The 13,474-nt window shown below is 67.8% G+C and carries 12 protein-coding genes; 3 read left to right on the forward strand and 9 right to left on the reverse strand.

Annotated elements, in window-relative coordinates; all coding sequences use genetic code 11:
• Positions 1–4: 4 nt before the first annotated feature.
• The 3 genes from rdgB to VGV58_RS24570 all read left to right on the forward strand — a co-directional run bounded on the left by rdgB (position 5) and on the right by VGV58_RS24570 (position 3,256).
• Positions 5–652: an RdgB/HAM1 family non-canonical purine NTP pyrophosphatase gene (gene rdgB / locus VGV58_RS24560; RefSeq protein ID WP_326876674.1), complete on the forward strand. Its 648-nt coding sequence runs from the start codon at positions 5–7 to the stop codon at positions 650–652.
• Positions 649–1,851, forward strand: a complete 1,203-nt coding sequence (gene hemW, locus VGV58_RS24565; RefSeq protein ID WP_326876675.1) for a radical SAM family heme chaperone HemW — start codon at positions 649–651, stop codon at positions 1,849–1,851. The genes rdgB and hemW overlap by 4 nt, the downstream gene beginning before the upstream one ends.
• Positions 1,852–2,032: 181 nt before the next feature.
• Entirely contained in the window at positions 2,033–3,256 is a 1,224-nt protein-coding gene (locus tag VGV58_RS24570; protein ID WP_326876676.1) for an SMP-30/gluconolactonase/LRE family protein, read from the forward strand.
• 12 nt (positions 3,257–3,268) lie between these two features.
• Here VGV58_RS24570 and tsaE read toward each other — a convergent pair whose 3' ends face one another.
• The 9 genes from tsaE to VGV58_RS24615 form a co-directional block, all read right to left on the reverse strand.
• The gene (gene tsaE / locus VGV58_RS24575) at positions 3,269–4,885 is read right to left on the reverse strand and encodes a tRNA (adenosine(37)-N6)-threonylcarbamoyltransferase complex ATPase subunit type 1 TsaE (RefSeq protein WP_326876677.1); all 1,617 of its coding nucleotides are present in this window, start codon (positions 4,883–4,885) and stop codon (positions 3,269–3,271) included.
• The gene (locus VGV58_RS24580; protein WP_414644094.1) at positions 4,882–7,326 is read right to left on the reverse strand and encodes a sensor histidine kinase; all 2,445 of its coding nucleotides are present in this window, start codon (positions 7,324–7,326) and stop codon (positions 4,882–4,884) included. The genes tsaE and VGV58_RS24580 overlap by 4 nt, the downstream gene beginning before the upstream one ends.
• Positions 7,327–7,802: 476 nt before the next feature.
• Complete coding sequence (ahcY, locus tag VGV58_RS24585) at positions 7,803–9,203, reverse strand: adenosylhomocysteinase (RefSeq protein WP_414644080.1); 1,401 nt, start codon at positions 9,201–9,203, stop codon at positions 7,803–7,805.
• A 133-nt stretch (positions 9,204–9,336) separates the two neighbouring features.
• Positions 9,337–9,477 carry a hypothetical protein gene (locus VGV58_RS24590; protein WP_326876679.1) on the reverse strand — a complete coding sequence of 47 codons (141 nt, stop codon included), beginning with the start codon at positions 9,475–9,477 and terminating at the stop codon, positions 9,337–9,339.
• 10 nt (positions 9,478–9,487) lie between these two features.
• The gene (locus tag VGV58_RS24595) at positions 9,488–9,820 is read right to left on the reverse strand and encodes an HPr family phosphocarrier protein (RefSeq protein WP_414644095.1); all 333 of its coding nucleotides are present in this window, start codon (positions 9,818–9,820) and stop codon (positions 9,488–9,490) included.
• A gap of 31 nt (positions 9,821–9,851) precedes the next feature.
• Positions 9,852–10,253, reverse strand: a complete 402-nt coding sequence (locus tag VGV58_RS24600) for a PTS sugar transporter subunit IIA (RefSeq protein WP_100964456.1) — start codon at positions 10,251–10,253, stop codon at positions 9,852–9,854.
• A gap of 106 nt (positions 10,254–10,359) precedes the next feature.
• A complete protein-coding gene (locus tag VGV58_RS24605; protein ID WP_326876681.1) occupies positions 10,360–10,812 on the reverse strand; it encodes an HPr kinase/phosphorylase in 453 nt (150 codons plus the stop codon).
• Positions 10,809–12,602 carry a sensor histidine kinase gene (locus tag VGV58_RS24610; protein ID WP_326876682.1) on the reverse strand — a complete coding sequence of 598 codons (1,794 nt, stop codon included), beginning with the start codon at positions 12,600–12,602 and terminating at the stop codon, positions 10,809–10,811. Before VGV58_RS24610 ends, VGV58_RS24605 begins: the two co-directional genes overlap by 4 nt.
• 58 nt (positions 12,603–12,660) lie before the next feature.
• Positions 12,661–13,362, reverse strand: coding sequence for a response regulator transcription factor (locus VGV58_RS24615; RefSeq protein WP_326876683.1), 702 nt, complete (start codon positions 13,360–13,362; stop codon positions 12,661–12,663).
• Between the last annotated feature and the right edge of the window lie 112 nt (positions 13,363–13,474).

Genomic DNA, 13,474 nt, shown 5'->3' on the forward strand with positions numbered 1-13,474 from the left:
CGCTATGACCACCAACCGCCTCCTCACCGGCAAGGTCGTGATCGCGACCCATAACCAGGGCAAGCTGCGCGAAATGCGCGAGCTGATGGCGCCCTATGGCGTCGAGCTGGTCTCGGCCGGCGAGCTCGGCCTGCCCGAGCCGGTGGAAGACGGCCACATGTTCGCCGAGAACGCCGCAATCAAGGCCGTCGCGGCGGCCAAGGCCTCCGGCTTGCCGGCGCTGGCCGATGATTCCGGCGTCTGCATCGATGCGCTCGATGGTGCGCCCGGCCTGTTCTCGGCCAACTGGGCCGGGCCGGGCAAGGATTTCGCCCCGGCGCTGGCCCGGGTCCAGATGGAGCTTGGCAAGCGCGGCGCGACCACGCCCGAGCAGCGCAAGGCGCATTTCGTCTCGGCGCTGGTGATCGCCTGGCCGGACGGGCATCAGGAACTGTTCGAGGGCCGCGTCTTCGGCACGATCGTCGACGCCCCGCGTGGGGCCTCCGGCTTCGGCTACGACCCGATTTTCCAGCCGGCCGGCCATGCCAGGACCTTCGGCGAGATGACCTCCGAGCAGAAGCACGGCATCCCGCAGGACGGCTCGCCCGGCCTGTCGCACCGGGCCCGGGCCTTCCATGTGCTGGCCGCCGCCTGCCTGAGGACGCCCGCTTGAGCCCTTCGGCCGCCCTTGCTGCGCGGCCCGGCGTGCCCAGGCATCCGACCGTGGATGCCGGCTTTGCCGTCTATGTGCATTGGCCGTTCTGCCTGGCCAAATGCCCCTATTGCGACTTCAATTCCCATGTCCGGCACCAGCCGCCGGACCAGGCGCGCTATATCGCCGCCTTCCGCCGTGAGATCGCACAACGTGCCGAGCTTGCGCCGGGACGCACGGTCTCCTCGATCTTCTTCGGCGGCGGCACGCCTTCGCTGATGGAGGGCGCGACCGTTGGCGCGATCCTCGATGCGATCGGCGAGCACTGGGCCGTCGATCCCAATTGCGAGGTCTCGCTGGAGGCCAATCCGACCAGCGTCGAGGCCGGCCGCTTCCGCGATTTCCGGGCGGCGGGCGTCAACCGAGTCTCGCTCGGCGTGCAGGCGCTGAACGATACCGATCTCAAGGCGCTCGGCCGGATGCACTCGGCCCAGGAGGCGCTCGATGCAGTCGCCATCGCGCGGCGCTATTTCGAGCGCTATTCCTTCGACCTGATCTATGCCCGCTCACCGAACCAGACGCCGGCGCTCTGGCAGGCCGAGCTCGAACTGGCGATCAGCCATGCCGCGGAGCACCTTTCGCTCTACCAGCTCACCATCGAACCCGGCACCGCCTTCGACCAGCTCTACAAGGCCGGCAAGCTCGCTATCCCAGACCCCGATGTGGGCGCCGCGCTCTACGAGCTGACGCAGGAGATCACGGCCAAGCACGGCCTGCCGGTCTACGAGATCTCGAACCATGCCCGGCCGGGCGCGGAATGCCGGCACAATCTGGTCTACTGGCATTATGGCGAATATGCCGGCGTCGGGCCGGGCGCCCATGGCCGGCTGGTGACGCCGGACGGTCGCTATGCGCAGTCGACCGAGAAGCGCCCCGAAACCTGGCTGGAGCGGATCGAGGCCGGTGGCGACACACTGGTCGAGAACGAGAAGCTTTCGGCCGAGGCGCAGGGCGACGAATACCTGCTGATGGGCCTGCGACTCGTCGAAGGCATCGATCTCGACGTGTTCGAGGGACTCGCCGGCCGCAAGCTCAACGGCAACCGGATCGGCAGCCTGATCGCCGAGGGCTTCCTCGCCCGCAAGGCCAATGGCCGGCTCGCCGCGACGCCGGAAGGGGCGCTGCTGCTCGACGCGCTGGTCGCCGATCTCGCGGCCTGAGCGCTGATCGCCGTGGCAGGCGCCGGACTCGATATCATTAAACCGATTTAGATCGATGAGAAGCCCTGTTGCGGCAGGGCTCGCCATGATTGTGCGGCCGCCCTCCGCCACGTCGCTGCCGCAATCGGCGTTCCCGATGGCCGGGTAAGAACAGCATAAGTTCAACCCAGGGAGGTCACCGATGCAGCCAAGCACAATCGATGAATCACGTCCCGCCTTGTCGCGTCGCCGGCTGTTGCAGGCCGCGGGCGCCGGAGCCCTTGTCGCCGCTACCGATACGGCCTTCGCACAGGCTCCCGCAGCCCGCCCCGGCCCGCCGAGCACGATCACCACGCCGCCGCGCGATTTCAGCCGCAACGGCGCGCCGACCACCTATTTCTGGGACCCTGACGTCCTCGCCGTCGATCCCGCCTTCGAGGGACTGGCCCAGCCCAACGCGGCGATCCAGCGGCTCTGGACCGGCGCGCTCTGGGCGGAAGGGCCAGCCTGGAACGCGCAAGGGCGCTATCTTGTCTGGAGCGATATCCCGAACAACCGGCAGATGCGCTGGCTCGAGGATGACGGCCGCGTCAGCGTCTTCCGCACGCCCTCGGGCAACAGCAACGGCAACAGCTTCGATTTCCAGGGCCGGCAGCTCTCCTGCGAGCATCTCAACCGCCGTGTCGTCCGCTACGAGCTCGACGGATCGGTGACGATCCTCGCCGACAAGTTCGACGGCAAGCGATTGAACTCGCCCAATGACGTCGTGCAGCATCCCGACGGCAGCTACTGGTTCACCGATCCGCCCTATGGCGGCCAGCTCTATGAGGGCGCGCCCGACGCAGCCGGCGGACCGAGCAATGCCAGCGGCAAGATCAATCCCCGGCTCGGCCAGCCGCCGGAGATCGGCTTCTACAAGCGGGAATTGCCGACGAATTGCTATCGCATCGATCCGAGCGGACGCGTCGATCTCGTCGTCACCGAGCAGCAGGTCCCCGACCCGAACGGCCTGTGCTTCTCGCCGGACTACAAGAAGCTCTACATCGCCTCGACCGGCAAGGGCCCGGGCGACACCGGCCCCGGCGGCAAGGGCGATGTCCACGTCTTCGATGTCGGCGCCGACAACAAGCTCTCCAACGGCAAGCTGTTCTCCGACTGCATGGTCGACGGGGTGAAATGCGGGCCGGACGGTTTGCGCTGCGACGTCCAGGGCAATCTCTGGGCCTCCAGCAATGCCGGGCGCGCCGTCGGCTACAACGGCGTGCTCTGCTTCAACCCCGAGGGCAAACTCATCGGCCGCATCCGCCTGCCGGAGGTCTGCGGCAATATCTGCTTCGGCGGGCCGAAGAGGAACCGGCTGTTCATGGCGGCGAGCCAGTCGATCTACGCGGTCTATCTGGGCACGCAGGGGGCCGGGCCTGGCTGACAAGCGCCCGGCTCAGGCCTCGTCCTGCTCAGGCTTGGGCCGGTCCTGCTCCGCGGGATCGGCCTCGGCCTTCGCTTCCGGCTTCTCCTGCCCGGCATAGAGCTTGGGCAGATAGGTCTCGTACCAGGCCTTCAGCTCGGCGAGCGCCGGCTGTTCGAGATTGCGGCGCAGGTACGCCTCGATCCGGGGCAGATGCTTGAGATAGCCGGGCTTGCCGTCGCGGCGGTCGAGCCGGGCGAAGATGCCGGCGATCTTGGTGTTGCGCTGGGCACCGAGGATCGCATAGGCGCGGGCGAAGCCCGGCAAGTCGAAGCCCGCATCGGTGCCGCGCCGCGCTCCGGCATAGGCGGCGAGCAGGCGCAGCTCCAGCGCAGCTGGCACGTCGACGCGGGCATCCTGGCCGAGCGAGACGAGGTCATAGGCGGGGTGACCGAGCACCGAGTCCTGGAAATCGATCACGCCGAGGCGGGCATGGCCGACGCGATCGGGCAGCCAGAGCAGGTTCGGCGAGTGATAATCGCGCAAGGTCCAGGTCGCCGGCGTCTCGAAGAGCTCGTCGAAGAGCTTTTCCCAGATGCGGCTGAATTCGGCCCGCGTCACCGCCGGCAAGGTGACGCCGGCGATATGTGGGGCGTACCAATCAAGCACCAGCTCGGTCTCGATGGCGAGCGCCTCGCGATCGTAGTCGGGCATGACGTGGTCGCGCCCTTCCGCCACCGGCAGGATCGTCGGCAGGGCATGCCGGTGCAGTTCGGCGAGGAGCCGGGCCGCGGCCTCGTAGCGTTCGGGGATAGGTCCATCCGCGCCGACGACCGGCTCATTGCCGAGATCCTCGATGATCAGCAGGCCGGTGACGAGGTCCTGCGCCAGGATCTCCGGCGCGGACAGGCCGAGCGAGCGCAGGGCCTTGTCCATGGCGACGAAGGCGTCGACGGTCTCGGCGAGATGGGCGATGGCGCTGTAGGGCTTGCCCTGGCGGATCGCCGGCCCGTCGGGGCGCGGCGGCGAGATCATCAGGATCGCGGTCTCGCCGGACGGCCTGATCAGGCGCTCATAGGCGCGGCTCGAGGCATCGCCGAGCATGAATTCGCGTTTCGCCTCGCTCCAGCCGGCTTCGTCGATCAGGCGGCGGGCGCCGATCGCGAGCGAAAGCCGCTGGCGCCAGAGCACCCCGCCGGAGAGCGTCGCGATCCGGCCCTGCTCGGGATTGTCGGGATCGACCTCCAGAACAATGTCGAGCCGGCGGCCCGCCGGCAGGCGCGCGCCGGCACGGTCAGGCCATTCGACGATGGTGACGGCGAGGTCGAGGTCCTCGATCAGGCCGATATCGTCGAGCTCGTCGGGGCTGCGGACACGGTAGAGATCGGCGTGGAGCAGGAGCCCGCGCGGGCTGTCATAGCTCTGCACCAGGGTGAAGGTCGGGCTCGGCGCTTCCAGCGCCGGATCGCCGGCGAGGCGGCGCAGTATCGCCCGCGCCAGCAGCGACTTGCCGGCGCCGAGATGGCCGGAGAGGGCGACGATGTCGCCGGTCTTCAGGATGTCGGCGATGTCCTGCGCCAGCCGCACCGTCGCAGCCTCGTTCGGCAGGATGACGGTATGCGTGCCCGCCCGCGCGGCTTCGTCACTCATTCAGCGGCGTCCGAGATGCGCATGCCCTCAGGCGGAAAGACGGCGGTGACGCGGGTGCCCTTGCCCAGGGCGGAATCGAGCTCGACGCGGCCGCCATGCAGTTCGACGATCGAGCGGACCATCGACAGGCCGAGCCCGACGCCGCGATGGCGCGATCCCAGCGAATGGCTCTCGAAGCGGTCGAACACCTTCTCCTTGACCTCGTCCGGGATGCCGCGGCCCTCGTCGGCGACGGTGATGCGGATCTCGCCGCCGAAGCGGCCGGCGCTGACATGAATGGTCTGCCCAGGCTGCGAGAAGCCGATGGCGTTGGAGAGCAGGTTGAACAGGATCTGGCGCAGGCGCTTGGGATCGGCGCGCAAGGGGCCGGTCTGGGGGGCGATGTCGACCTGCAGCCTGAGCTTGCTGTCGGCCAGGCGGTCCTGCAGGCCGGTCGCGGCCTGGGCGATGCTCTTGGCGACATCGACCTCCTCGAGATCGAGGGCGAGCGCGCCATTGTCGATCGAGGCGAGGTCGAGGATGTCGTTGATGATGGCGAGCAGCGCGCCGGAGGAGCGGACGATGTGGCCGGTATAGTCGCGCTGCTTGTCGTTGAGCGCGCCGACCGTCTCCTCGCCGAGCAATTGCGCGAAGCCGATGATGTTGGTCAGCGGCGAGCGCAATTCGTAGGAGACGTGGTGGACGAACTCCTCGCGCAGGCGCGAAGCGCGCTCCAGGGCGTCGTTGCGCTCGGTCAGCGCCCGCTCGACGTTCACGCCGGCGGTGACGTCGGCGAAGGTGATCAGCGTCGCGCCATCGGGCAGCGGCGTGGCCGTGCAGTCGAGCACCGTGCCGTCGCGGCGTTCCATATGGCAGCGATAGTCCTCACGCGCATCGCGCACCCCCGCGACCGCGCTGCGGATTTCGGTCCAGACCGCGTCATCCGGAAAGAGCGGGCGGCTCAGGGTCACGACCTCGTCGATATGCGGCGCCGCGGCGGCGCGCTCCGGAGTGAGCTTCCAGAGCTGGGCGAAGGCCGGGTTGGAGAGCTTGAGGCGCCCGTCCGAGCCGAACACGGCGACGCCCTCGCGCAGCGAATCCAGCGTCTCGCGCTGGGTGCGCGAGAGCGCGTTGAAGCGCGATTCCAGGGTGAAGCGCTCGGTCTCGTCGTCGAAGAGATAGGTGACGCCGCCCTGCGGGTTCGGGCTGGCGACGACGTGGACGGTGCGCCCGTCGGGCAGATACCACCAGTCCTCGCTGGCGCGCGTCGCGGTATAGGCGGCATGCACCTGGGCCTTCCAGGTGCGGTAATCGCCGAGCTCGGGCAGGCGGCGCTCGGTCCGCAGGCGGTCGAGGATCTCGCCGTCGCCGGGACTGGAGTCGAGGAAGCCGGGATCGAGCGACCAGAGCGCTTCATAGCCGCTGTTGCGATAGATCAGGCGCTGCGAGGCGTCGAAGACGGCGACGCCGGTCTTGAGCCGGTCGAGCGTGCGTACATGCGCGTCCATCTGGCGCTGCAGATCGGCGCGGACCGCCTCGAGTTCGCTCATATCGGTGGCGATGCCGGCATAGCCGGATGGCGTCGGCGTCTCCAGGACGTCGACGATGCGGCGCTGGCCGGCCATGACGACAGGCGCGCGCAGCTGGAAGACTCGCCCGTCCTTGCGGGCCTTGGCCGCCGCCTCGCGCTCGCTGCGATCGAACAGGTCGAGTCCGGCCGTAACCGCCTGCTGGCTGTCGGCGGCCTCGACGGCGCGGGCATAGGCTGCGTTGACCCAGTTCAGGCGGCCATCGGGCGCGCGCATCCAGACCGGCTGAGGCACGCCGGCGAGCAAGGTCGTGAGCGCGGCATGGTCGGTGGCGAGCTTGCCGAGTTCATCCTCCAGCGCCAGCGCCCGCGCCCGTTCGCCGCCGACCTCGCGCAGGCGGATCACGGCGCGGCCGGCGACGGGCCGGCCTTCCGCATCGACGAAACGCCCGGCCTTGGCCTTGAAGGTGAAGGCGAAGGCCTCGCCGCGCTCCTTGAGGGCCTCGGTCGCGAGCTCCAGGCGCTTGGCCTCCGCCGGCGGTGCCCAGGTTCCGTAGGCCAGCGCCGGGGCGGGGCCGCCGATGCCGAGAAAGCCGCTGTCGCCCTCGACCACGGGGCTCGCCTTCGGCCCGTCCCAGCTCAGCACGACCTGCCGGTCCGTCGCGAGCAGGGCACTGAGCCGCTCCTGATGGCCACGCGCCGCTTCCAGCCCGGCGGCAAGCTCGCCTTCCCGGCGGGTCCAGCGCGAGCGCTCACGGACATAGAGGATCGAGGTGGTGGTGGCGAAGACGACGAGGCCGACGAAGATCAGGGAAAGACCGCCAGTGCTCAGCCAGTCCGCCCGCAGGGGCAGCAGCGCCTCGGCCTGTGCGAGGGCCGGAACCGGCGCAGCGCCGGCAAGCCCAGGCAGAAGGAGGCGGACCACTCCGTTCATCTCCCGCCCGACCTGCCTTGCCCGTCTCATTCTCGCATCCGTCCTGTCCCAGGCCAATCTTCCGGCCGCAGCCGGCGGGGCGCCGCCAACGCGACAACCGGCCATGGCCCCCTTCAGGGATCCACGCCCGCAACCCGCAAAGCCACCGCTGCACGAAACCGGGCGCCACATGCGAAGCCTGCCGGCAGCCCGAATCAGTGCCACTGTAATCACCGCATGACTCCGGCAGGAAGTGCTTAATCGACGGTAAAGGCCAAATGGCGACGGCCGCGTTCGAGATGGGCCGAGAGGCATCAACAAGTTGATACTGGCCGCAACGATGCATCTATTAGTAGTATGAGAGGCGATGATTGGCCCTGAATGCGAAAAAGCCCGGCGCAAGGCCGGGCTTCCGAAAGATGGGCGCTGGGTTCAGAAAACCGGTTCCTGATGGCGCGATGTCGCTCCGCCCGGCCGACAGCGGCCGGGCGAAGATGTCAGTAGCGATAGAGCTCCGGCTTGAACGGGCCGGCCTGCGCCACGCCGATATACTTCGCCTGGGCGTCGTTGAGCTTGGTCAGCTTGGCGCCGACCTTGGCGAGGTGGAGCGCCGCGACCTTCTCGTCGAGGTGCTTGGGCAGGGTGTAGACCTTGTTCTCGTACTTGGCGTGATGGTTCCAGAGCTCGACCTGGGCCAGCGTCTGGTTCGAGAACGAGCAGGACATCACGAAGGACGGGTGGCCGGTCGCGTTGCCGAGGTTCACCAGGCGGCCTTCCGAGAGCAGGATGATGCGCTTGCCGTCGGGGAACTCGATCTCGTCGACCTGCGGCTTGACGTTGTCCCACTTGAAGTTCTTCAGGCCGGCGACCTGGATCTCCGAGTCGAAGTGGCCGATGTTGCAGACGATGGCGCGGTGCTTCATCGCACGCATGTGGTCGACGGTGATGACGTCGAGGTTGCCGGTCGCGGTGCAGAAGATGTCGGCGCGCGGAGCGGCGTCCTCCATGGTGACGACCTCATAGCCCTCCATCGCCGCCTGCAGGGCGCAGATCGGGTCGATCTCGGTGACGAGCACGCGGCAGCCGGCCTGGCGCAGCGACGCGGCCGAGCCCTTGCCGACGTCGCCATAGCCGGCGACGACCGCGACCTTGCCCGACATCATCACGTCGGTGCCGCGGCGGATGGCGTCGACCAGCGACTCGCGGCAGCCATAGAGGTTGTCGAACTTCGACTTGGTGACGCTGTCGTTGACGTTGATCGCCGGGAACGGCAGGCGGCCAGCCTTGGCGAGCTCATAGAGACGGTGCACGCCGGTGGTCGTCTCCTCGGAGACGCCCTTGATCGCGGCGCAGGTCTTGGTGAACCAGCCCGGATTGGCCTTCAGCTCGCGCTTGATCAGCGCGAAGAAGATCGTCTCTTCCTCATTGCCCGGCTTGTCGAGGAAGGCGGCGTTGCCGGCCTCGGCCTCTGCGCCGAGGATGATCAGCATGGTCAGGTCGCCGCCATCGTCGAGGATCATGTTCGGCGTGCCGCCGTCGCCCCAGGTCGCGGTGCGCAGCACGTACTCCCAGTACTCTTCCAGCGTCTCGCCCTTGATGGCGAAGACCGGGGTGCCGGTGGCGGCGATCGCCGCAGCGGCATGGTCCTGGGTCGAGAAGATGTTGCAGGACGACCAGCGGACGTCCGCGCCGAGATCCTTGAGGGTCTCGATCAGCACGGCGGTCTGGATGGTCATGTGCAGGCAGCCGGCGATGCGGGCGCCCTTGAGCGGGGCCTTGCCCTTGTGCTCGGCGCGGATCGCCATCAGGCCCGGCATCTCGTCCTGGGCCATGTTGATTTCCTTGCGGCCGTAATCCGCGAGGCTGATGTCCTTGACGACGTAATCCTGCTTCGACACGGGGAGGCTCCAATCGATCGTGCTTTGAATGACGGCGCGCTCTCTAGCAGGGCGGCGGCAAGAAGGCAATCAAAGATATAAAGATGTCTTTATATCCGCCGCAAAGCGGCGATTTTGCGCGCCCCGGCGGCCTTCACCACGGCCACCAGCCCTTCTCCCGGCCTCTGCGGATCGAGAGGCGCCCGGTCAGAAACATCAGAAAGAAGCCGACAAGGGCGACGAGCGTCACAACGAAATCGACGGAAGCGAACAACGCGGAGACCGTCGCCCACATGGCAGAGCGCCTATTCGCCCTCGCCGAACCTGTCGGCGACGAGCGCGCCCAGCGCCTGGAGCGCGTCGTTGGCGTCGGCGCCCTTGGCGACCACGGTGATGGTCGAGCCGATGCCGGCACCCAAGGTCAGGATGCCCATGATCGAGGTGGCGCCGACGGTCTCGCCGCAGCGGGAGACGGTGATGTCCGAGTCGAACTGGCTGGCGCATTGCACGAATTTTGCGGTGGCGCGGGCGTGCAGGCCCTTCTTGTTGACGATCTGGAACTCGCCATAGACGGCACCGGCCGGAATCTCGACCTCGGTGCAATCGCAATCGTCGTCGCGGATCTCGTCCTCGCGCATGCCTTGCACGCCGAACCTCACTTACTCGAGCTCATTTGCCCGCGAGAACGCGGCTGGCCACCGTAATGTATTTTCGGCCGGCATCCTGCGCGCTGCTGACGGCTTCGTCGAGGGTCTTCTCCTCGCGCACGCTGGCGAGCTTGATCAGCATCGGCAGGTTGATGCCGGCGACGACGTCGATCCGGCCCGGCTCCATCACCGAGATGGCGAGATTGGAGGGCGTGCCGCCGAACATGTCGGTCAGGACGATGACGCCCTGGCCGGTCTCGACCTGCTCCACAGCCGCGATGATGTCGCGCCGACGGCCCTCCATGTCGTCATCGGGGGCGATGGCGATGGTGGCCAGGTTGGCTTGCGGGCCAACGACATGCTCGAGCGCGGCGCGGAATTCCGTCGCCAGGTGCCCATGCGTGACAAGCACGAGTCCGATCATTCAGTCCCACCGAAGAGCGCCCAGCGGCGCCCGGACAAGGTCGCGGTTTATGCGGCAGGTGCGAAGGATAGGCAAGGCGCTTGTCTCGAACTCGTCGAAAAGCAATTCAATCAGAGCCGGCGAAGAGCGCAAGCGCCGTCAGGATCAGACCTTCGTCGCCCGCCCTTGGTAGCAGCGCCAGCCGCGGCAGCGTGACGCCGGCGATCGTCTCGACCAGCGCCTCCGGCTCCGGCATGCGCTCGGGCTCCCCTCCGCAATCGATCACCAGCCGCAGCACCGCAACGGCAAGATGCGGTTCCGGCGTCAGGCCGAGGCCGCGGCGCTCGACCAGCCCCTCGATCGGCGGCACCGGCGCAGCGAGGAGGCGGCCGGCCTTGACGGCAATTTCAGTGCGATCGTCGGCGACCAGCCTGGCGAAGCGGCCTTGCGACTGCGCCCGCCCGATCAGCGCCAACGCCAGGCTGGACTTGCCCGCGCCGGAGGGACCGCGGATCAGGATGCCGGCCTCGCCGATGACGACGGCGCTGGCATGCAGGCGCAGCAGGGGCGTAGCGCTCATGCCGGCTGCGCCGCTGCCGGCAGGCGCACGATGAAGCGCGCGCCGAGCCGCTGGTCCTCGCCTTCCGACTGCTCGGAGGCGTAGCGGTTCTCGGCCCGGATCGTGCCGCGATGGGCTTCGACGATCTGGCGCGATATCGAGAGGCCGAGGCCAGAATTCTGACCGAAGCCGCTCTCGGGCCGGTCGGTGTAGAAGCGCTCGAAGATTCGCTCCAGCGCATGGGGCGGAATGCCGGGGCCATCATCCTCGACGGTGATCAACACGTCACCGGCGACGCGCGAGAGCTTGACCCTGACCGGCTTGTCGGCCGGCGAGAAGGAACGGGCGTTCTCGATCAGGTTGACGAAGACCTGGCCGAGGCGGGAATCGTGGCCGAGCACACGGAAAGGATCGGCACCGGGGCGCTGGCCGCGCCGATCGACCGCAAGCTCGACGACCGGCTGGCCTTCGCGGCGGATCTGATTCTGGACCGAAACGACCGCCTCGATCAATTGGGCGACGTCGAGCGGAGCCGCATCATCGCGGGCGAGTTCGGCATCGAGGCGCGAAGCGTCGGAAATGTCGGTGATCAGGCGGTCGAGCCGCTTCACGTCATGGCGGATCACCGCCAGGAGGCGGCCCCGCGATTCCTCGCTCTTGGCCAGCGGCAGGGTCTCGACGGCGCTGCGCAGCGAGGTCAGCGGATTCTTCAGCTCATGGGCGACGTCGGCGGCGAAGCGCTCGATCGCCTCCATGCGATTGTAGAGCGCCTGTGTCATCTCGCGGAACGAGCCGGAGAGGTGGCCGATCTCGTCATGGCGGCTGGAGAAATCCGGGATCTCCTCGCGCGACTTGACGCCGCGGCGAACGCGCTGGGCGGCGTCTGCGAGCTTGCGGATCGGCTCGGCGATGGTGCCGGCGAGCAGCACCGAGAGAATGATCATCACGCCGGCGGCGACCGCGAAGACCTGGAAGATGGCATAGCGCTCGGAGGCGATGACGGCGTCGATGTCGCCGCCCTGGGTCGAGAGCAGCAGCGCACCGCGCACGGCCCGGAAGCGCTGCACCGGCACCGCCACCGAGACAATGGTCTCGCCGCGGGTGTTGACGCGCACCACGCTCGCCGGCGAACCGGCCAACGCCCGGGCGACCTCGGTGTAGGACCTGCCGTTGGCGTTGGCGAAATCGTCATAGGCCGGCACGTCGGCGCGGCCGAGCCGGTTGCGCAGCAGGTTCCAGGTCCGTTCGAGCAAGGGCGGCTCGTCGCTCTCGCCGATGCGCGGCAGGTCGAGCCGCAGAATGTCGCCACGCGAATAGAGATTGCGCGAATCCAGCGTCAGCATCCCGTCCCTGTCGTAGATGCGGGCGCGCGTCTTGGTCGGCGTCACCAGCCGGCGCAGCAGCGGAGCGACCTTTTCCGGGTTGATCGAGAAATCGAGCGGATCCTCGGCGATGGCGCCGCTCTCGCCGGCCTGCATCTGCAGGAGCTTGTCCGGATCGATCGCGATCGTATCGGTCTCGACCGTGGCGGAGGCTGCGATGGCGCCGGCGATGATCTCGCCCTGGGTCAGAAGGCTCTGCACCCGCGCCTCGATCAGGCCCTCGCGGAACTGGTTGAGGTAGAGGAAGCCGACGAGCAGCGCGACGAGGCCGGCGAGGTTGAGGACGACGATGCGCCGGGTCAGGCTGGAGGCGGCGCGTCCGGTGATGGCACGCCAGACGCGACGGCCGAACAGCGCGGCGCGACGGCGCAGCGTCAGCCCCGCCCGCGGCCCGCCGGCGCGGGCCCCTTCCTGTTCGATCGTAGCCATGAGCGGCTCATACCCTGTCCCGGCGCATGCGCAAACGCTGGCTGCGCCGGGAGGCTTCTCAGCTCTCCTTGAAGCGGTAGCCGACGCCGTAGAGCGTCTCGATCATGTCGAAATCGACATCGACCTGATTGAACTTCTTGCGCAGGCGCTTGATGTGGCTGTCGATGGTGCGGTCGTCGACATAGACCTCGTCGTCATAGGCGGCGTCCATCAGGGCGTTGCGGCTCTTGACCACGCCCGGACGCTGCGCCAGCGACTGCAGGATCAGGAACTCGGTGACGGTCAGCGTAACCGGCTCGCCCTTCCAGGTGCAGGTGTGGCGCTCCGGATCCATGCGCAGCAGGCCGCGCTCCAGTGCCTTGGCATCCTCGGTACGGACAACCGCGCTCGCGTCCTTGGCGCCGGCCCGGCGCAGGATCGCCTTGACGCGCTCGACCAGGAGGCGCTGCGAGAAGGGTTTGCGGATGAAGTCGTCGGCGCCCATCTTCAGGCCGAAGAGCTCGTCGATCTCCTCGTCCTTCGAAGTCAGGAAGATCACCGGCAGGTCGGACTTCTGACGCAGGCGGCGCAGCAGCTCCATCCCGTCCATGCGCGGCATCTTGATGTCGAAGATGGCGAGGTCGGGCGGATTCTGCTTCAGACCGTCGAGGGCCGAGGCGCCATCCGTATAGGTCTGGATGCGATAGCCCTCGGCCTCCAATGCGATCGAAACCGAGGTCAGGATGTTGCGGTCGTCATCGACCAGCGCAATGGTTGGCATAAGCTTTTCCGGCTCTTTGTGTGCTGGCGTTACAATCAAAGGGTCCACTCTCGCGCGAGAACGGCCAAAGCATGGCTGCAATCTAGCCAAGCCAAGGCGGTTTCGCTACGTC

The sequence above is a fragment of the Allobosea sp. genome (genome assembly GCF_035944895.1).
GTDB lineage: Bacteria > Pseudomonadota > Alphaproteobacteria > Rhizobiales > Beijerinckiaceae > Allobosea.